The organism is Jiella sonneratiae, assembly GCF_017353515.1.
Lineage (GTDB): Bacteria > Pseudomonadota > Alphaproteobacteria > Rhizobiales > Rhizobiaceae > Jiella > Jiella sonneratiae.
Map to the genome: position 1 here is coordinate 84,689 of NZ_JAFMPY010000001.1, position 18,117 is coordinate 102,805.

Below are 18,117 nucleotides of genomic sequence, written 5' to 3' on the forward strand. Positions count from 1 at the left end.
GTATCGGCGTTCGACCGTCCCCGCAGGCTTCGAGGGTCCGCCGCTTCGCGGCCCGGGCCGCTCCCGTGGCGCGCGGTGCTGTGGGCTTCACGGACAGGGCAATCGATCGAGGGGCCAGACGCCGTCGGCGACGCCGCGTCGTCAGATCAGGCCGAGGGTCCAGGTCACGATCTCGCCGGTGATCTCGTCGAACGCCCGGTTGAGCGCCGCCACATAAGCGCCGTTGCCGCTGCCCGTGACCGGCGCTGCGGCCGAGAACACCCGCGTCTGCCGGACCGTGCCGTTGCGGTCGTTCAGCGCCTTCACCGAGATGTCGATCCGCGCCGTCGCGGCGCCCGCCGTATCGATCTCGAAGCGCCGGATCTCCATGATCAGCTGGTAGTCGATCGCCAGCCCCTGCCCCGGCACGCCCACCGCGCCGATCCGGCCGGTGTTCTCGAAGGCCTGCAGCAGCCGCAGCTGCACCATGCGCGGCAGCCGGTCGCTCCACTGGCTCTTGGCGAGATACTGGACGGCATAGGGCGCCGTCTTGATGACGATCTTGTCGGTGTCGATCGTCTTGATCGCCGTCGGCTCGGGAATGAGGATCTGCGCCCGCGTCGCGCCGCGCACCGCGACATTGGCCGGCGAGGACAGCTCGAACGTATCCGGGGGCACGGAGGTGCAGCCGGCCAGAAGCACGCCCGCGAGCATCGCCATCGCTGCTGTCTTCGTGACGGTCATCGTCGCGACATTCCCCTCGTCTTTCGGCGCGGCGATCGAAAGCGACTCTCGCGCCGTGAAAGCCCAACGTTTCGCCGGGCTTGCACCGTTGCTTGCATCCGCAACCGGGCCTGTCAATCGCCCGGGCGCCCGCGCCGTCCGGCAGTCACACAAACTTCGCCGGCGGGGCCCGATTGCCACAAGCGGCCGGGCGGCCCGGCTTGCAGGGGCCCGGCCCGACGGGAGAGACCGATGCCGCCGCCGCTACCGGCGGGTGCGCCCGTCATACTGCTTCACTTCGTCGCCGCCGTAGATCAGCCGGCTCGGATTGTTGGAGAAGTCGGAGACGGCGTTGTCGATGCGGTTGACCGTGCGGTTGACGTTGCCGATCAGCGACTGGAACTCCCGCAGCCCCTGGCCCGAGAAGCGCTGCAGATTGGCCGAGATCGGCGCCACCTGCTCCTGGATCGACTGGGCGGCGCCGCGCACCGACTGCAGGGCGCCGGAAAGATCGGCGCCGAGCTTGGTGCCGCTTCCCGCCCCGGCGAAGACGTCGTCGATCGACTTGATCACCCCGTCGATCTTGCCGGAGGCGTTCTTCAGGCTTTCGCTCGTCGCCTGGACGTTGGCGACGATCTCGTCGATCTGCGGCCGCTTCGCGCCGAGGTCGGTGGCGACGCCGGCGATCGAATCGGCGGCCTTGGCGACGTTGTCGGTCGCCGCCGAGACGTTGTCGACCGCCCGGTTCACCTTGGCCGGATCGATGCTGGCGAGAAGCGTGTCGAGCTGCGCGCGGGTTTCCGAGAATCCCTTCACGGCTTCGTCGATGGTCAGCACCGCCGAATTGACCCGCTCGACGATCGACTGGATCTCGGGCGTCTTCTCGCGCAGCGCGGTGGTGATCGCGCCGACATTGTCGATCGAGCGGTTGATCGCCTTGGTGTCGATCGCGTCGACCATGCCCTTGGCGCCGTCGAGCGTCGAATTCAGCTTGGTCGATGCGGCGCTGACGTTCTCGCTGATCGGGCCGAGGCTCGCCATCAGCTTGTCGATGTCGCCCGCCCGCTGCGCCACCGTCGTGGTGATCTGGTTGACGTTCTGGGCGCTGTGCGAGAAGGCGCTGATCGCCGAGGAGATCGCCTCCTTCTGGTCATTCACCGTGTCGGTCACCGAAGCGACGTTGGTCGCCGTCCTGGTCACCTGGTCGAGGGTCGTCGCGACCTTCTCCGGGTCCACCGCGGCGATCACCTTGTCGGCGTTCTGCAGCGTCACGTCGAGCCGGTTGGCCACCCGGTTGGCGGTGTCGGAGATCGGCGCCAGATTGGCGAGCGTCCGGTCGAGCTCCTCGCGCCGGTCGGCGACGGTCTTGGTCACCGCCTCGACGTTCGACATGGCGTTCGACGCGCCTTGCACGATCGTGTCGATGGCGCCGGACTGGTCGCTCAGCTTCTGGCTCAGCGCGGCGACGTTGGTCGCGGTCTGCGACGCGGCGTCGATGGTCGAGGAGACCTTCTTCGGATCGATCGAGGCCACAACCTGGTCGGCCGAGGCGAGCGTCCGGTTGAGCGTCGTCGCGGCCTCGCCGACCTCGTCGGAGATCGGGCCGAGATTCTTCAGCAGCCTGTCGATGTCGGCGGAGCGCTCGGCCACCGTCGTCGTCAGCCGGTCGACGTTCTTGGCCGAGTTGGCGAAACCGCTGATCGCCGAGGAGATCGCCTCCTTCTGCTCATTTACCGTGTCGGTCACCGCGGCGACGTTGGTCGCCGTCCTGGTCACCTGGTCGAGGGTGGTCGCGACCTTCTCAGGGTCCACCGCGGCGAGCACCTTGTCGGCGCTGGTCAGCGTCGTGCCGAGCTTCGTCGCGACGTCGGTTGCGGTGTCGGCGAAGGGTCCGAGCGCGCCGACGAAGCGGTCGATGCCGTCGGCATTGCGGGTGATCACGTCGCCGATCCTGCCGACGCCGTTGGCGGCGGACTGGACGGAATCGACGACGCTGCCGATCCTCTCCGACTGGGCGCGGACGTTGTCGCTCACCGCCGTGACGTTGTCGACGATCCGGCCGACCTCGTCGGTGTCGACCGCGGCGAGAATGTCCGTGGCCTTTTTGATGGCGCTCGGCAGCGCGTCGGCGACGTTGCGGGCGCTGACGGCGAGCTTGGAGATGCTGTCGACGAAATTGTCGATGTTGTCGGTGTTCTTCGCCAGCGCCGCGGTGAAGGTCTCGACGTTCTCCGAGGTCTTGGCGACGTTGGCGATGGTGGTCTGGACGCCCGGCCCGGCGTCCTTCACGATGCTCTCGAACTGACCGAGGATGCTGTTCGCGCGGTCGGCGATGTCGCGCGCCGTCGCGAGAATGTCGGTGACGTCGGAGGGATTGGCCCGGATCACCGGCGTCACGCCCTGCTGGCGCGCCTCCTCCATCAGGTTCGCGCCGCTCGGGTCGCCGCCCTTCAGCTCGATGAAGGCGTAGCCGGTCAGGCCCTGGAAGCCGATGTTCGCCTGGGTGTTCTCCTTCACCGGGATGGTCGGGTCGACCATCGTCGTCGCGATGACGACGCCGGGATTGTTGTTGTCGATCCTCAGCGCCGTGACCTGGCCGACCGGCAGGCCGTTGAACAGCACCTGGCTGCCCTGCTGCAGGCCGGTCACCGACCCCTCGATGCGCACGAGCAGCGGCACGCGGCTGTCGCCGCTCGAGGCGAAGACGCTCCAGTAGGTGAAGCCGAAGGCCAGCGCGAGCACGACGAGCGTGAAGATGCCGACACGGACGTAGTTGGCGTTGGTTTCCATCAGGCGGCTCCATCGAACGGGGTCGGCCGCGCCGGCTTCGCATCATTCGTGACGATGGTGCGGGCGCGCTTGCCGTGGAAATAGGATTTCACCCAGGGGTGGTCGTAGTCGAGCATTTTGGCGAGCGGCCCCTCGACCAGCACCTTGCGCTCGCCGAGCACGGCGATGCGGTCGCAGGCCTGGAACAGGCTGTCGAGGTCGTGGGTGACCATGTAGACCGACAGGCCGAGCGTGTCGCGCAGCGTCATGATGAGCTGGTCGAAGTCGGCCGCGCCGATCGGGTCGAGCCCCGAGGTCGGCTCGTCCAGGAACACGATCTCCGGATCGAGGGCGAGCGCGCGGGCGAGCGCGGCGCGCTTGATCATGCCGCCCGAGAGTTCGGAGGGGTACTTGTCGGCGGCGTCCGGCGCCAGCCCGACGAGGTCGATCTTCAGCATCGCCAGCTCGTGCATCAGCTTCGGCGAGAGGTCGAGATACTCCTTCATCGGCACCTCGATGTTCTCGCGCACCGTCAGCGCGGAAAACAACGCGCCGTGCTGGAAGAGCACGCCCCAGCGCCTTTCGACCGACAGCCGCTCGCGGTCGCTCGCCCGGTCGTAGTCGATGCCGAACACCTCGATCGTGCCGGCATCCTTGGCGTTGAGGCCGAGGATGGTGCGCAGCAGCACCGACTTGCCGGCGCCCGAGGGTCCGACGAAGCCGAGGATCTCGCCGCGCCGGACGTCGAGCGACAGATCGTCGAGCACCTTCTTGCCGCCGAAGGCGACGGTGACGCCGCGCGCCCGGATGACGACGTCGTCATCCGCCTGCCGGGCGGCGGCGGGCGCCTTGTCGCGGCCGGTCACCGTGGCGGGGTCTTCGAGCGTGGCGATGTCAGAGTCCGATCGAGGCATAGAAGATCGCGAAAAGTCCGTCCATGACGATGACGAGGAAGATCGACTTGACCACCGAGGCGGTGACCCGCAGGCCGAGGCTCTCGGCGCTGCCGCCGACCTTCATTCCCTCCGCCGCTCCGACGATGCCGATGACGACGGCCATGAAGGGGGCCTTGATCAAGCCGGAGAAGACGGTGAACAGGTCGACGCTGTTCTGGATGCCCTGCAGGTAGTTGGCGATGGAGATGCCGGAATAGAGCTTCAGCGTCAGCATGCCGCCGAGCAGCGCCGAGAGATTGGCGAGGACGGTGAGGAGCGGCAAAGCGATGGCGAGCGCGAGGAGCCGCGGGAAGACGAGGACGCCGATCGGGTTGAGGCCGATGACGTGCAGCGCGTCGATCTCCTCGCGCATCTTCATCGAGCCGAGCTCGGCGGTGATCGCACTGCCAGACCGGCCGGCGATCATGATCGCCGTCAGCAGCACGCCGATCTCGCGCAGGACCAGGATGCCGACGAGATTGACGGCATAGACCTCGCCGCCGAAGCGGCGCAGCTGGAAGGCGCCCTGCTGGGCGATGATGCCGCCGATGAGAAAGGTGATCAGCACGATGATCGGGATCGCCTTGACCCCCATCTGGTCGAGCTGGTTGAAGATCGCCGCGGGGCGCCGCTGGGTGCGCCCGGCCAGCCGGTTGCCGGCCCCGTAGATCGCGCCGCCGATGATGTTGAGGGCGGAGACCGCCTCGTCGCGGACGCCGTAGACGCCGCCGCCGACGCTGGCGAAAAGCGCGAGGAGCAGATTGCGCCGCGCCGGACGCTCCGGCGGCTGCTGCTTCGCCATGGCGGCGCGCACCGCCGAAAAGAGCGCCGCATTGCGGTTCGGGACACCGGCGAGCTCGACCCTGCGGCCGTCTGCCGAAAGGTCCTGCGTCAGGCGCTCGAGGACGAAGGCCCCCGCCGTGTCGATGCGGCCGACCTTCGAACAGTCGAGGACGACGCTGCCGCCGAGATTGGAGCGGGCGGTCTCGGCGAGGAGGCCCTCCATCTCGCCGACGGTGCGCGACAGCCAGTCGCCGCTGGCGACGAGCCGCACGCCGCCGTCCCGCTTCTCGCCTTCGAGAGCGGGCCTGACGGAAGACAGGCGACCGCTGGCGGCGGTCTCGTCGGCCTTCGAAGCCTGCAGCATTCTACCTCGATCCGCATCCGGCCGCCGGGCGGGTTCGTCTCGGCCGCGCCCCGGGCGCAGCGTTCGCAACCCCTTGGCGACCGCCCCCCTTCACTGGCACAGGGCTTCGTGGGAATAAACCGAGGCCAGCCCCGGGGAGATCATTTACCATGCCGCGTCGACTTTCGGTCACAGTGGAGCGCTTTCCGCTTCGCGAGCCCTTCCGGATCGCCCGCGGCGTCAAGACGGAAGCTGTGGTCGTCACCTGCGCGATCGCCGACGAATACGGGCGGGGCTGGGCCGAATGCGTGCCCTATCCCCGCTACGGCGAGAGCATCGACGGCGTCGTCGCAGAGATCGAATCGGTGCGGGCGCTCGTCGAGGGCGGCGGCTCGCGCGACAGTCTCGCTTCGGCGCTGGCGCCGGGCGCCGCCCGCAACGCCCTCGACTGCGCCCTCTGGGACCTCGAGGCGAAGTCGACCGGCGGGCGGGTCGCGGCGATCGTCTGCGGCGAAACGCCCCGGCCGGTGGAGACCGCCTTCACCATCAGCCTCGATTCGGCCGAGGCGATGGCGAGCGCGGCCCGGGCCAGCGGCCGCCAGCTCCTCAAGGTGAAGCTCGGCACGGCCGACGACCGCGAGCGCATCCGCGCCGTCAGGAGCGCCGCCCGCGGCGCCCGGCTCATCCTCGACGCCAACGAGGGCTGGAGCGCCGACAACATCAAGGCGCATCTCCTCGCCGCGGCCGCCGCGGGGGCGGTGCTGGTCGAACAGCCGCTGCCGGCCGGGTCGGACGAGATCCTCGGCACGATCCCGCACCCGGTGCCGATCTGCGCCGACGAGTCCCTGCATGTCGGCGAGGACCTCGACCACGTCGCCGGGCTCTACGACTACGTCAACGTCAAGCTCGACAAGACCGGCGGGCTCACCGAGGCGGTGCGGCTGATCGAGGCGGCGCGCCGCCACGGCTTCGGCGTCATGGTGGGCTGCATGGTCGGCTCGTCGCTCGCCATGGCCCCGGCGCTGCTCCTCGCCCAGACGGCGGATTTCGTCGATCTCGACGGACCGCTGCTCCTGGCGAAGGACCGCCCGCACCCCCTCGCCTATTCGGGCTCGCTGGTCTCGCCACCGGACCCGGAACTCTGGGGCTGAGCCGCCCGCCCGCTGAAGGCGGCGGCACGGCAGGCGCCGTCACATCGCCTTGATTTCGTCGCGCAGCGTCTTTTCGACCGCCTCGCGCCGCTTCTTCAGCGCCTCGATGTCGCCGTCGATCTTCTTCAGTTGATCCTCCTGGCCGCGCATCGTCGCGAGATAGCTGTCGCGCAGGTCTCCCGGCCCGACGGCCTTGATGTTCTCGCGGATGCGGTCCTGGGCCGCGTAGATGTCCTGCTTGTCGCCGGACAGCCTGTCGATCCGGCGGTCGAGCTCGGTCTTCTCGCCCTGGATCGCGGCGAGTTCGGCAAGATGCAGGGAAAGTTCCTGGTCGTCGGTCTGCTTGGAGAAGCGCAGGAGCTCCGACTGGGCGGCGTCGACCAGCGCGAAGCCCTCGTCGCGGACGTAGCGATAGGTCGCGCCGACGTCGCGGGTCGCGCCGGCCGGAATCGTCGTCTCCAGTCGATAGGCCGATTCGGTCTCGCCGGCCTTGAAGTCGGAGATCAGCTGCCAGCCGTCGAGCTTGGGATGCTCGATGACCAGCTTGCGCTCCTCCGCGCCGTCGTTGCGGGCGCTGTAGACCGTGCGGCGCTCCGAGACCGACTTGTAGCGCAGGACGCCGTCGACGACGCGGATCTCGTTGACGAGATCCTCCGGCCGCTCCTTGCTGTTGATGGTGATCTTGCGGTCGAGGGCGAACTGCACCTGCCGCTCCTCCTTGGCCGGAACCGGCAGCAGCGTCGAATCGCCCACATAGCCGGAGGCGTCGTAGACCGTGACGATGCCCGCCGGCAGTGCCGAGCCGGTGGCGTTGTCGAGCCGGACCGCCGCCGTCGGGTGGGTCTCGCCCCCCGGCACGAAGACCGCGATGCGTTCGGCCGGAACCTCGGCATCGACGACCGGCACCGACAGGGTCGAACCCGCGTCGAGGGTCACCGGCTGCGGCAGCGGATAGGTCACCGACACGTCCCCCTCGACCGCCGCGCCGACGTCGCTCGCCGCGCCGATCGAGAACTCGGCCGCTTCCGGCGTCGGCGCCGCCGCCATCAGGCTGTCGGCGAAGGCCGCCGCGCCGTTCAGCGAGCGCGACGCCTTGGCCATCGGCGAAGGGCTCGGCAGGGCGCCGCGATCGGGCTCGGGAACCGATTGCCTGTCAACGAAGACAGGGACTTCCGGCCGTTCCTTGAAGAACGGGTCGAACAGATTCTGGCGCAGCGTCACCGGCGAGCCGGAGGACAGCGCCACCCTGACGTCGTGCCAGTTCTCGCCGGTGGCGTTCTCGATCACCGCCCAGCTCTGCAGCCGGCCCTTGCCGTCCTTGCCGAGGACGAGACGGTGCGACGACTTCCACACCGGCGCGGCGACCACATAGTCGAACTCGACGGTCCGCGCGCCGGTACCGTCGACCTTCACCGAGACGAGGCGGTTGTCGTCGGAAAGACTGCGTGCCAGCGAGGCCGCCGCCTTCTTCAGCTCCTCGGCCGTCTTCTCGTCGAGAATCTCGACCGAGGTGTCGGCGAAGACCGGCAGCGAACGCACCTCGCCGGTCTCGGCGAGGATCGCGACGATGGCGATCGGCGTCTCGGAGCGGCCTTCGCCCTCCTGCGCCTTCGGCTGCGCGGTCCCGAGGACCGTTCCGGTTACCGACCGGTCGCCCTCGATGCGCACCCGCGCGCCCTTGAGCTTGGAGAGAAGCAGCGGCAGCGAGTTGAGGTCGGCCGGCCGGAAAAGGGCGGCGCGGGAGAGCTCGCGGGCGTTTTTCGACCCTTCGAGCGAGACCTGGCCGACCCCGCCGCCGGGATTGCGCACCACGAGGCTCTTCAGGACGTCGTTGACCTGGTCGAGCGGCACGTCCATGCCGACCGTCGCCTCGCCGACGACGTCGGCGGACCGGACGATCTCGGCGACGCCGCCCGAATAGAGCACGATCGAGCGGATGTCGCCGGTGCGGGCCGGCGCGTCGGCTCCGCCCGCCGCGGCCGCGCTGCCCGCGTCGGCGCCGAGGGCGGCTGCCGGACGCGACGTGTCCGGGGACTGGGCTGCCGCGAGCGCCGTCGACGCCAGGAGGGCGGAGAGGGTCGCGAGTGCTTTCAGGGGCGTGTTCCGCATGAATTCTCCCGATGATTGCAATCGACGCGCCGCCGAGGGCACGTCTCCGAAGACGCCCCTCGATTGCCGACGGCATCGCGAGCCCCGTTCCCCTCTTGCCCGCCATTCGTGGCAAGTTGAAGAAGGATGCCGTCGTCGGGGCCGGACCGGCGAAACGCTTGCCTTCGCCGGCAAACGCACGATTTGGAACGATGAAGCAACCAGACGGAACGGCTGAGAAGATGCCCGCGGAAAACGACCGATCGACCAAGGACGTTCTCGCAAGGGCGAAGGCGGCGGCCGACGCGCTGAACCTTGCCCTGCGCGATGCGGCCGAACGGAACATCGCTCTTTCCGTCGCAGTCTCGAACGAGCCGCTGCATCCCCACGGTCCGGGGCCGGAGGTGGCTGTGGTCGAGCTGCTCCACCACGCCCATCAGGAGGGCCGACGGCCGCAGGACCTCAATTCCGCCAACGACGACTGAGCCGCCGCCCGTCTTAAAGACCGCCCCTGCCGCGGCCGGATCTTCCGCCGGGTCCGGTCGCGATCACGCGCAATTGACCCGGCCCGCGGTTTCCCTCGACGCCATGGCAGCGAACCTTCGGGAATTTCTGAGCCAACCGGGAGACCTGCCGATGCGACCCGCCGTCCTCTTCGCCTTCGCCGCAACGATGCTGCTCGCGACGCCGGTCGCTGCCCGCGCGGACGATGCAGGCGACATCCGCGCGGCCATTTCGGCGCAGCTTCAGGCGTTCAACGCCGACGACGGCGGCACGGCCTATTCCTACGCCGCGCCGAACATCAAGGCGATGTTTCCCTCGCCCGACGTCTTCATGACCATGGTCCGGTCAGCCTACGATCCGGTCTACCATTCGAGCGGCGCGGCCTTCGGCACCCTGAAGCCGGAAGGCACCGGCTTCCGCCAGGAAGTCCATCTGACCGACCGCGACGGCAGGAGCTGGATCGCCAGCTACACGTTGGAGCGCCAGCCCGACGGCTCGATGAAGATCACCGGCTGCTCGCTGCGCAAGGGCGACGACGTCGCGGTGTAGGCTTTACGCCCAGAGCGTCCCGCCGGACGGTCCCGGCTGGGCACCGCCGGTCGCATGCCGGTGCCGCCCCGCGCCGTCCAGCGCCGGACGGCGAACGGGCAGCGCAACCGGTGGCTGACGTTTCGGTGAAGCGGTTTCATCGGCCCCGGGGATGCCGTAAGGGAATACCGGGGCGCATTCATACCGACGAGATCGACACGATGACCTCACGCATCGCCAGGACCTCCTGCGCAACGCTCGCACTTGCCCTCGCCTTTTGTCTCGGCACCGGTACTGCCCTCGCCTTCGACCTTTACGAGCACAACGGGTCGCTGGTCCGGCTCACCGAACGCAACGGCCTGGTGACGATCAGCTACCAGAATCCGAAGTCGAGCCTCAGGAAGCTCGGGGTGCGGAACGGCACGGTGCTGTTTACGGGCCGCTTCAAGGGCCGCGGCCTCGCCGGCACGGCCTACGTCTTCCGCAAGGGCTGCCAGCCGGCGCCCTACGACGTCGCCGGGCCGGCCACCGGCGGCGGGTCGATCTATCTCTCGGGCGCCGCGCCGGTACGCGCACGGGGAAGCTGCGCCGTCACCGGCTATTCGGAAAGGAGCGGCAACGCCCGCCTCGTCTTCGACGCCTTCCAGGGCGACGACTGACGGCCGACGCCCGGCGTCCGACGTCCGACGCGCTTTCACCCGGCGAAGCGGTCCGTCGCGCGGATCAGGCGGTCGAGGATGCCGGGTTCGGAAAAGGCGTGGCCGGCGCCCTCGACCAGATGGAACTCGGCCTCCGGCCATGCCTTCGAAAGCCGCCACGCCGTCCGTGCCGGGCACGGCATGTCGTAGCGGCCGTGGACGATGGCGCCGGGAATGCCCTTCAGCCGGCCCGCCTCGCGGATCAGCTGGTCTTCCTCCAGCCAGCCGCGATGGACGAAATAGTGGTTTTCGATCCGCGCGAAGGCGAGCGCGAAGTCGTCCTGCCCGAAATTCCGGGCGAGGGTCTCGTCCGGCAGGAGGGTGATCGTCTCGCCCTCCCACCGGCTCCAGGCCCGCGCAGCCCGCAGCTGCTCGGCCGGGTCGTCACCGGTCAGGCGGCGGCGATAGGCGGCGATCATGTCGGCGCGTTCGGCCTCGGGAATCGGCGCGACGAAGCGCTCCCACTTTTCCGGAAACATCTCGGAGACGCCGAAGCGGTAGTACCAGTCGAGCTCGGCGCGGGTCAGCGTGTAGATGCCGCGCAGGATGAGCGCCGAGACCCTGGTCGGGTGGGCCTCGGCATAGGCGAGCGCCAGCGTCGAGCCCCAGGAGCCGCCGAAGACCACCCATCGCTCCGCCCCCGTCATCGCCCGCAGCCGCTCGATGTCGGCGACGAGATGCCAGGTGGTGTTGGCGTCGAGACAGGCATTCGGCGTCGAGCGGCCACAGCCCCGCTGGTCGAACAGGAGGACGTCGTAGCGCGCCGGGTCGAACAGCCGCCGATGCACCGGCGAAAAGCCGCCGCCCGGTCCGCCGTGCAGGAAGACCGCGGGCGTCGCGCCCCTGGTGCCGCAGCGCTCCCAATGGATCGTATGGCCGTCTCCGACATCCAGCATGCCCGCATCGAACGGTTCGATCTCGGGATAAAGGCCCCTCACGCCGCCCCCTTCCCGCGCGGCGTTTCGTCCGCGCCCGGCCTGTCCGGATGCTGACAGGAGACGATGCCGGAAAGAAAGGGGTTGCTCGCGACGTCAGCCTCGGTCGAACGCCCGGGCAATTCGTGCAGCCGGTCGACATAGGCGATCTTCGCTTCGGTGCCGAACTGGATCGTGGGCTGCACGGCCGCGGGATCGTCGAAGGCACCGATCGCCAGTGCAGTCCCGTCCGGCGCCTCGTAGGTGAGCGGCGTGCCGCAATCCTCGCAGAAGCCGCGCCGGACGTGATTGGACGAGCGGAAACGCTTCGGCTCCCGCTTGGTCCAGACCAGCGCCCCCTCCTTCACCGAGACGAGCGGGGCGTAGAAGCTGCCGAACGCCTTCTGGCACATGCGGCAATGACAGATCGATGCCTGGCCGAGTCCCGCCTCGACCCGAAACCGCACCGCGCCGCACTGGCTGCCACCCGTCATCGTCGCCATCGCGCATCCCTCCGGCCGTGATCGGCTCCGGCCTGCCGGAACCCCTACGGGACACATGGTATCGCCCGGAGGACGGTGACGGAAGCTCGGGCTCTTCCGCGAGCCGACATTCGCTTCGCCGGCGGCCGCCGCACGGGACCTTCGACGCCGGATCGGCGATCGCCGCCGTGGTTTTTTGGAGCCGACAGCGTTCGTCACTGCAACGATTGTGCTTCAGACGGTCAGTCTACTTCAACCGTTTCAGCAACCAGAAATTAAAGTATCATAATGTTTTTGCTCTCAATGCGTGCATATGCCATCATGCCACAACGTCAATTAGTCGCGTTTTCAAACCGAGTGACTGACGATGCCGCTTCCGCTCGAACATCTCGGCCGGCTCGGCCCGGGTGACCCCCGGGTGAAGATCGGCGTCGTCGACGGCCCGCCGGACCTTGCGATCGCAGCGCTGCGGGATGCGCCGATCGCGGTGGAGGCGACGATGCGGATCGCCGAGGCGCACCGCCCGGATGCGCACGGCACCGAGATCTGCAGCCTGCTGTTCGACGCGGCAAATGGCATCGCCGCCGGTTGTTCCGGGCTGGTCCTGCCGGTGTTCTTCCCGGATCCCCGGCCCTCGCACGAAGCGCCGCGGGCGACGCAGACCGACATCGCCCGGGCGATCTACATGGCGGTCGAGCGGGGCGTCTCGATCGTCAATGTCAGTGCCGGCCAGCTGTCGTCCACGGCCGAGGCGTCGCGGCATCTGGAGGATGCGCTGAAGCTCTGCGAACGCAGCGGCGTCCTCGTCGTGGCGGCGGCCGGCAACGACGGCTGCGCCTGCCTGCACGTGCCCGCCGCGGTGGCGACGGTGCTCGCCGTCGGCGCGATGGACGAGGACGGGCGGCCGCTCGCCAGTTCCAATTACGGTGCCGGCTACGGCGTCAACGGCGTCCTCGCCCCCGGCGTCGTGGCAGATCTCGCCACCGTCGGCGGCGAGCGGGTGAGCCGCAGCGGGTCGAGCTTCGCCACCGCCGTGGTCAGCGGCGTCGCGGCGCGGATGCTCTCGGCGGCGCGCCGGGCGGGCGCAGGCGTCGGCCCGCTCGACATCCGCGACATCATCATCGGGACGGCCCGCCCCTGCGATCCGCAGGCGGACGGCGAATGCGCCCGCGTGCTCGCCGGGCGGCTGGACGTTGCGGCGGCGATCGCCCGCCTGCGCGAGACCACGGATGCGGCACGGGACGAACGGCCGCCGCCCGGGCGGGAAGGACAGGACCAGGAAACAGGGAGAGAGCCGATGATCAGGGACCCGATGTCGATCAGGCCGTCGACGGCGGCCATGCTGCCCCCCGGCAGGAGCCCGGGGCTCGCCGCCGTCGTCCAGTCGGACTGCGGCTGCGGCTGCGGCGGCAAGAAGAAGAAGGCGCGCCAGCAGCAGGACCCTGAGGACGGGGTGGACGACATGTCCGAGGCAGGCGTCTCAGCCGAGGCCTTGGAAGCCCTCGGCGGGCTCGGCGGGCTCGGCGACGACGCGGTGGACGATGACGACGACGAGACGGCCGGCGCGGCAGCCGCGCTGCAGTCGGCGCGGCCGCGGCTCCCGGCGAGCGGCCGCCTCCCGGGCCGCATCGTCCAGGCGGCGGAGCGGGCGGCCGTCACCCAGCAGGCCTGCGGCTGCGGCGGCTCCAGGGAGCCGCAGAAGGTCTATGCCCTCGGCTCGGTGTGGTTCGATTTCGGCAACGAGGCGCGCTACGACGCCATCGTCCAGCGCATGGGCGACCCCGTCGCGGCGAACACGCCGACCGCGCTGATCGACATGCTGTCGAACGACCTCTCCTTCGCCACCGGCATCACCTTCATCCTGATGCAGGACCAAATTCCGATCTACGCGATCACGCCGGCCGGACCGTTCGCCCAGGAGGTCTACCGCGACCTTCTCGACGCGATGCGCACCAGCCTCGACAACACCGGCGACCTGCAGCGGGTGGCCTTGCCCGGCTACGTCCACGGCTCCACCCGGCTGATGAACGGCATGATCCTGCCGGTGATCTATCCTGACCCCCGCGGCATGGCGAAATGGACCGCGCCGCAGCTCGTCACCGCCGCGAAGGCGGCGATCGGCGAGGAGAGCATCGACGAGGAGCCGATCTTCAACTTCCTCGTCCGGGTCTACGACGAGCTCCGCAATCTCGGCATCAGCCCCGAGGAGCGGGCGATCAACTTCGCCGCGACCAACGCCTATCAGGGTGCCAGCGTCTTTGCCGACGGCATGCGGCGGGGCCTCGAACTCTACGGCATCCGCGTCACCAAGAGCCCGATCTGCCGGCCGGATTCCGACTGCTGGGACGTGCAGGTCTCGATGTTCGACGCCGAGAACGAGCGGCGCGCCGGCCGGGTCTACCGCTTCACCGTCGACGTCAGCGAGGTGCTGCCGGTCACCGTCGGTGCCGGCCGCAGCTGGAGCGTGCCGCTCTCAGCGCTCTGAGCGGCGGCCGCGGAACGCCGCGGGAGGCTCCGGCGCGCTGCGCCGCTGCCGCCCCGGGCTTTCAAGGCAAAGGCCCGCGGCGCCCACACGGGCTCGAATGGCCGGCGCACGGTGCGCCGGTCCGCAGGGACCCGGCCATTCGCCGGGTGGAAGGCGCCGGACGCACGCACGTGTCCGGCCATCATCGAAGGAGGAGACCGAAGCATGAGAACACCCAATCTCGCCCGTCCGGTGGAGCGCCGGCCGGCCGGCATGGCGCGGTCCGCGTCGGGCGTGGGCCAGTCCGATTGCTGCGGCAGCGGACAATGCTGCGTCGGCGCCTGTATTCCGTTCGTCAACAAATGCGCCGGCATCTGCGTCCCGAACATCGGCCAGTGCTGAATCGCCAATCCCAAGGAGGAATCCATGCGTTGACCCACCATCGCGGCGCCCGTCATGCGCGGCCACGTCGTCGCTTCCGCGCCGGGCGGCGTCGGACAGTCCTTCAGCTGGTCGTGCCTGCTGAAATGCGGCGCCAAGCTGATCCGCTGCGCCCCGCAATGCATCCCGAACCCGCTCAATCCGGGCTGCATCAGCTGCCTCGGCTCGTCCTGGAGCACCTGCAAGAGCTGCTTCTGAACGCTCCCCGGGCCGCCGCCCGAAGACAGAGTCGCAGGGTCCGGCGGCCCGTCGCCCGGCATTTACCGCGCCGGAGGGCGTCCGACCCCGGCGGACGGCGCAACGGCGACGCGAATGCGTCACCTCATACGAGATCCGCTCGATCAGAGCGGGGCTCGTATCAAGCCCGTGCGGCGAATGAGCGTCTTTGTTTCCGGCATCACGAAGTGATCTGCCGGAAACCGGTTGAGACGCGTCTGCGGCTGCCTTCTCTGCTGCGCGCCAAGCGTGACAAAAAACACCGACGACCGCGCGCCACGGCCGGCCCGGGTCATCGAAACGCTCGTCGACAAGGAGGGTCGTCTGATGGACATGCCCCGCCAGGTGAAGCCGCAGCCGCGCCTGTTCATGCAGGAGATCGTCGGACGCGAGTGGGTGCCCGAGGCCGAGGCGCGGAGCGTTCCCAAGGATCTCCTCGTCGCCAAAACCGCCAAGCCGAAGCGCCGCGGCAGGAAGAGCGCCTCCTCGGCATGCCTGCACCGGCTGACGACCTTCTCCGTCGCCGGCTGAACCGGTCGGCATCCGCAGCGCGGCGATCGTCGCGCGTCAGGCCGCCGGTTCGAAGCGATCGGTCGCCTCGACGAGTTCGTGCAGGATCGGCGGCTCGGCGAATGCGTGACCGGCCCCTTCCGCCAGCCGGAAGATTGCCTTCGGCCAGGCCTGGGCGAACTGCCAGGCGGTGATCGCCGGGGTCACCACGTCGTAGCGGCCCTGGACGATGACGCCCGGGATCGCTTCGAGGCGGCCCATGTTGGCCAGCAGCTGCCCCTCCTCCAGCCACAGGTCGTGAAAGAAGAAGTGGTTCTCGATCCGCGCGAAGGCGATCTGCCCGTCGCTGACGCCGATGCCCGTCGAGCGCGTCGGCGGGTTGCTGGTCCGCATCATCACGGTGGCCGCTTCCCAGGCGGTCCAGGCCTGGGCGGCCTTGGCGCGCACGCTGCGGTCGGGGTCGGTCAACCGTCGCCGGTAGGCCGCGATCAGGTCGTCCTGCTCGGCGACCGGGACCTCGGCCACGAGATCCTCCCAGTGGTCGGGAAACAGCCGGTTGGCGCCGCCCTCGTAGAACCAGTCGAGCTCCGAGCGCCGACCCGAGAAGATGCCGCGCAGGATCAGGCCGAGCACCCGCCCCGGATGCGCCTGGGCGTAGGCGAGCGCCAGCGTCGCGCCCCATGAGCCGCCGAACAGCAGCCAGCGTTCGACGCCGAGATGCCGGCGCAGCCGCTCCATGTCGTCGACGAGGTGCCAGGTCGTGTTGGCCTCGAGCGATCCGAGCGGCGTCGACCGGCCGCTGCCGCGCTGATCGAACAGGACGATGTGGTATTTCGCCGGGTCGAACAGCCGGCGATGCTGCGTCGAGCTGCCGCTGCCCGGCCCGCCGTGCAGGAAGACCACCGGCAGACCGCTGCGGTTTCCGCACTCCTCGAAGTAGATCTCGTGGCCGTCGCCGACGTCGAGGCGGCCGATGCGGAACGGATCGATCGGCGGATAGGGTTTGCGCGGTGCCATCGACGCGCCTTACACCGAACGCCGGCGCTTCTGAACCCGGGCCGGCAAAATTCTCCGCTGCCGCCCGGCCAGTCGCGCGGGCTCGCCGATCCGACCCGGCGCTGCCGGCCCGTATGCCGCGTGGCCGTCGCCGGCCGGAAGAGCCGGACGCACCAACCGGGGCTCCACCGGCACCGGCCGCCGCTCAGAAGAACGGCTGGCGCTCGGCCTCGGTGTCGCGTTCGTAGTTGAAGCCCTCTTCCCAGAGACCGAACAGCCGGTCTTCCTCCGGTCTGTCCGGCTTGTACGGATTGGCCGCCCCGAGCCCCTGCGCCCGGAACGCCTGCCGACCCCGCAGCCAGATCGCCTTCTCGCCGGCGGCGGACAGGATCGCTTCGGACAAAGTTGTGGTATTCATCATCCCCTCCTTCTTCGCCTTCCCCTGAGTAATTCTTAAAAGCTCACTCGCAGGAGAGTCCAGAGGGCGCGTGCCGCCGCTCTCATAGACGGCCACGCATTTGCCGGCAGAAACGGCCTTTCTGCCACGCCGGGTCGGTGCATGTGGAGGCATGTGACGCCGTGGCGCGGAGGCTTCAGCGGGCGTTGGCCGGCAGCCGCCTCGCGGCGGCCGGCGAATGGCGGAGGGCGAAGGGTGTCTTCCCCGAGCGGAACAGGATAAAGGCCGGTCCATGCTCCGCGTCGCATCCTACAACATCCGCAAGAGCGTCGGCACCGACTGGCGGCGTCGCCCGCTGGAGATCCTGGCGGTCCTCAACGAGATCGACGCCGACGTCGTCGCCCTGCAGGAGGTGGACCGGCGCTTCGGAACGCGCACGTCCTCGCTGCCGCCGAAGGCGATCCGCGAGGCGACGCGCTATCATCCCGTGGCGCTTGGCGCCCGGCCGGGCGGTCTCGGCTTTCACGGCAACGCCATTCTGGTGCGCGAGGGCATCGAGGTCCTCTCGGCCACCTGTCTGACGCTGCCGGCGCTGGAGCCGCGCGGCGCGGCCATCGCCGACCTTCGCATCGGCAAGGCGCGGCTGCGGATCGTCGGGATGCATCTCGGCCTGCTCGGCCTCTGGCGCCGCCGCCAGGCCGAAGCCATCCTTGCCTGTCTCGAAGGGCTCGAACCGTCCTTGCCGACGGTGATGATGGGCGATCTGAACGAATGGAACCCCGAGGGCCGGTGCCTAGCGCATTTCGCCCGCCGGCATCGCGTCGTCATGCCCGGGCGCTCGTTTCCCTCGCGCATGCCGCTCGGCGCGCTCGACCGCTTCGTCCTCTCCCGCGACGTCTCGCTGATCGACGCGGGGGTGCATCTTTCCAACCGATCGCGCGGCGCCTCGGATCATCTGCCGGTCTTCGCCGACATCGCCTTTGCCGGCAGCGCGGCCGAGGCCCGCCACCCGCATCCGCTGGTCTCCCATCCCTGACCGCGTCGCCCCGCGGCGACGGGCATCCCCCCGCGAAAATGGCCGCGAGGTCCGGCGTCGCCGGCCCGGTGAAAGCGCGCGGCGGTCGACGCCTGCCATTGCGCTCCGCGGCAAGACTAATAAGATGCCCCCCGCAGCGTATACGTTAGGGAGGAAACGC

At 69.3% G+C, this 18,117-nt stretch carries 18 protein-coding genes; 9 read left to right on the forward strand and 9 right to left on the reverse strand.

The window, feature by feature from the left end:
* Positions 1-141: 141 nt before the first annotated feature.
* The 4 genes from J1C47_RS00380 to J1C47_RS00395 form a co-directional block, all read right to left on the reverse strand.
* Positions 142-723 (reverse strand): ABC-type transport auxiliary lipoprotein family protein, encoded by a 582-nt coding sequence (locus J1C47_RS00380; RefSeq protein WP_207348733.1) that lies wholly within the window; start codon positions 721-723, stop codon positions 142-144.
* A 243-nt stretch (positions 724-966) separates the two neighbouring features.
* On the reverse strand, positions 967-3,492 hold the full coding sequence (locus tag J1C47_RS00385) for an MlaD family protein (protein ID WP_207348734.1): 2,526 nt from the start codon (positions 3,490-3,492) through the stop codon (positions 967-969).
* On the reverse strand, positions 3,492-4,337 hold the full coding sequence (locus tag J1C47_RS00390) for an ABC transporter ATP-binding protein (RefSeq protein ID WP_342591900.1): 846 nt from the start codon (positions 4,335-4,337) through the stop codon (positions 3,492-3,494). Before J1C47_RS00390 ends, J1C47_RS00385 begins: the two co-directional genes overlap by 1 nt.
* A gap of 28 nt (positions 4,338-4,365) precedes the next feature.
* Entirely contained in the window at positions 4,366-5,553 is a 1,188-nt protein-coding gene (locus tag J1C47_RS00395) for an ABC transporter permease (protein ID WP_207348736.1), read from the reverse strand.
* Positions 5,554-5,702: 149 nt separating this feature from the next.
* Between J1C47_RS00395 and dgcA the strand changes: the two genes are divergently transcribed.
* Positions 5,703-6,683, forward strand: a complete 981-nt coding sequence (gene dgcA, locus J1C47_RS00400) for an N-acetyl-D-Glu racemase DgcA (protein ID WP_207348737.1) — start codon at positions 5,703-5,705, stop codon at positions 6,681-6,683.
* 39 nt (positions 6,684-6,722) lie between these two features.
* On the opposite strand, the gene J1C47_RS00405 is transcribed toward dgcA, so the two are convergent.
* Positions 6,723-8,792, reverse strand: a complete 2,070-nt coding sequence (locus tag J1C47_RS00405) for a DUF4139 domain-containing protein (protein WP_207348738.1) — start codon at positions 8,790-8,792, stop codon at positions 6,723-6,725.
* Positions 8,793-9,013: 221 nt separating this feature from the next.
* Between J1C47_RS00405 and J1C47_RS00410 the strand changes: the two genes are divergently transcribed.
* From J1C47_RS00410 to J1C47_RS00420, 3 genes are all read left to right on the forward strand, one after another.
* Complete coding sequence (locus tag J1C47_RS00410; RefSeq protein ID WP_207348739.1) at positions 9,014-9,256, forward strand: hypothetical protein; 243 nt, start codon at positions 9,014-9,016, stop codon at positions 9,254-9,256.
* Positions 9,257-9,407: 151 nt separating this feature from the next.
* Positions 9,408-9,824: a DUF4864 domain-containing protein gene (locus J1C47_RS00415; protein WP_207348740.1), complete on the forward strand. Its 417-nt coding sequence runs from the start codon at positions 9,408-9,410 to the stop codon at positions 9,822-9,824.
* Between the two features lie 200 nt (positions 9,825-10,024).
* Positions 10,025-10,462 carry a hypothetical protein gene (locus tag J1C47_RS00420; protein WP_207348741.1) on the forward strand — a complete coding sequence of 146 codons (438 nt, stop codon included), beginning with the start codon at positions 10,025-10,027 and terminating at the stop codon, positions 10,460-10,462.
* 35 nt (positions 10,463-10,497) lie between these two features.
* Here the strand turns inward: J1C47_RS00420 and pip (J1C47_RS00425) are convergent, their stop codons facing one another.
* Positions 10,498-11,439, reverse strand: coding sequence for a prolyl aminopeptidase (gene pip / locus J1C47_RS00425; protein WP_207348742.1), 942 nt, complete (start codon positions 11,437-11,439; stop codon positions 10,498-10,500).
* A complete protein-coding gene (locus J1C47_RS00430; RefSeq protein WP_207348743.1) occupies positions 11,436-11,918 on the reverse strand; it encodes a GFA family protein in 483 nt (160 codons plus the stop codon). Before J1C47_RS00430 ends, pip (J1C47_RS00425) begins: the two co-directional genes overlap by 4 nt.
* 346 nt (positions 11,919-12,264) lie before the next feature.
* Between J1C47_RS00430 and J1C47_RS00435 the strand changes: the two genes are divergently transcribed.
* The 4 genes from J1C47_RS00435 (at position 12,265) to J1C47_RS00450 (ending at position 15,549) form a co-directional block, all read left to right on the forward strand.
* Positions 12,265-14,382 (forward strand): PatA/PatG family cyanobactin maturation protease, encoded by a 2,118-nt coding sequence (locus J1C47_RS00435; protein WP_207348744.1) that lies wholly within the window; start codon positions 12,265-12,267, stop codon positions 14,380-14,382.
* Positions 14,383-14,586: 204 nt separating this feature from the next.
* Positions 14,587-14,763 carry a hypothetical protein gene (locus J1C47_RS00440; protein WP_207348745.1) on the forward strand — a complete coding sequence of 59 codons (177 nt, stop codon included), beginning with the start codon at positions 14,587-14,589 and terminating at the stop codon, positions 14,761-14,763.
* 54 nt (positions 14,764-14,817) lie between these two features.
* Entirely contained in the window at positions 14,818-15,000 is a 183-nt protein-coding gene (locus tag J1C47_RS00445; RefSeq protein ID WP_207348746.1) for a hypothetical protein, read from the forward strand.
* Positions 15,001-15,345: 345 nt separating this feature from the next.
* Positions 15,346-15,549: a hypothetical protein gene (locus J1C47_RS00450; protein ID WP_207348747.1), complete on the forward strand. Its 204-nt coding sequence runs from the start codon at positions 15,346-15,348 to the stop codon at positions 15,547-15,549.
* 36 nt (positions 15,550-15,585) lie between these two features.
* Here the strand turns inward: J1C47_RS00450 and pip (J1C47_RS00455) are convergent, their stop codons facing one another.
* Both pip (J1C47_RS00455) and J1C47_RS00460 read right to left on the reverse strand, forming a co-directional pair.
* On the reverse strand, positions 15,586-16,545 hold the full coding sequence (pip, locus tag J1C47_RS00455) for a prolyl aminopeptidase (protein ID WP_207348748.1): 960 nt from the start codon (positions 16,543-16,545) through the stop codon (positions 15,586-15,588).
* A 184-nt stretch (positions 16,546-16,729) separates the two neighbouring features.
* Positions 16,730-16,945 (reverse strand): hypothetical protein, encoded by a 216-nt coding sequence (locus J1C47_RS00460; protein WP_207348749.1) that lies wholly within the window; start codon positions 16,943-16,945, stop codon positions 16,730-16,732.
* Between the two features lie 268 nt (positions 16,946-17,213).
* Between J1C47_RS00460 and J1C47_RS00465 the strand changes: the two genes are divergently transcribed.
* Positions 17,214-17,957: an endonuclease/exonuclease/phosphatase family protein gene (locus tag J1C47_RS00465; protein WP_207348750.1), complete on the forward strand. Its 744-nt coding sequence runs from the start codon at positions 17,214-17,216 to the stop codon at positions 17,955-17,957.
* Positions 17,958-18,117: the final 160 nt, after the last annotated feature.

Bases quoted from the DNA above. Each gene is read 5' to 3' on its own strand.
- J1C47_RS00380 (WP_207348733.1), bottom strand. From the start codon at position 723: ATGACCGTCACGAAGACAGCAGCGATGGCGATGCTCGCGGGCGTGCTT.
- J1C47_RS00385 (WP_207348734.1), bottom strand. From the start codon at position 3,492: ATGGAAACCAACGCCAACTACGTCCGTGTCGGCATCTTCACGCTCGTC.
- J1C47_RS00395 (WP_207348736.1), bottom strand. From the start codon at position 5,553: ATGCTGCAGGCTTCGAAGGCCGACGAGACCGCCGCCAGCGGTCGCCTG.
- dgcA (WP_207348737.1), top strand. From the start codon at position 5,703: ATGCCGCGTCGACTTTCGGTCACAGTGGAGCGCTTTCCGCTTCGCGAG.
- J1C47_RS00405 (WP_207348738.1), bottom strand. From the start codon at position 8,792: ATGCGGAACACGCCCCTGAAAGCACTCGCGACCCTCTCCGCCCTCCTG.
- J1C47_RS00410 (WP_207348739.1), top strand. From the start codon at position 9,014: ATGCCCGCGGAAAACGACCGATCGACCAAGGACGTTCTCGCAAGGGCG.
- J1C47_RS00415 (WP_207348740.1), top strand. From the start codon at position 9,408: ATGCGACCCGCCGTCCTCTTCGCCTTCGCCGCAACGATGCTGCTCGCG.
- J1C47_RS00420 (WP_207348741.1), top strand. From the start codon at position 10,025: ATGACCTCACGCATCGCCAGGACCTCCTGCGCAACGCTCGCACTTGCC.
- J1C47_RS00430 (WP_207348743.1), bottom strand. From the start codon at position 11,918: ATGGCGACGATGACGGGTGGCAGCCAGTGCGGCGCGGTGCGGTTTCGG.
- J1C47_RS00435 (WP_207348744.1), top strand. From the start codon at position 12,265: ATGCCGCTTCCGCTCGAACATCTCGGCCGGCTCGGCCCGGGTGACCCC.
- J1C47_RS00440 (WP_207348745.1), top strand. From the start codon at position 14,587: ATGAGAACACCCAATCTCGCCCGTCCGGTGGAGCGCCGGCCGGCCGGC.
- J1C47_RS00445 (WP_207348746.1), top strand. From the start codon at position 14,818: ATGCGCGGCCACGTCGTCGCTTCCGCGCCGGGCGGCGTCGGACAGTCC.
- J1C47_RS00450 (WP_207348747.1), top strand. From the start codon at position 15,346: ATGGACATGCCCCGCCAGGTGAAGCCGCAGCCGCGCCTGTTCATGCAG.
- pip (WP_207348748.1), bottom strand. From the start codon at position 16,545: ATGGCACCGCGCAAACCCTATCCGCCGATCGATCCGTTCCGCATCGGC.
- J1C47_RS00460 (WP_207348749.1), bottom strand. From the start codon at position 16,945: ATGATGAATACCACAACTTTGTCCGAAGCGATCCTGTCCGCCGCCGGC.
- J1C47_RS00465 (WP_207348750.1), top strand. From the start codon at position 17,214: ATGCTCCGCGTCGCATCCTACAACATCCGCAAGAGCGTCGGCACCGAC.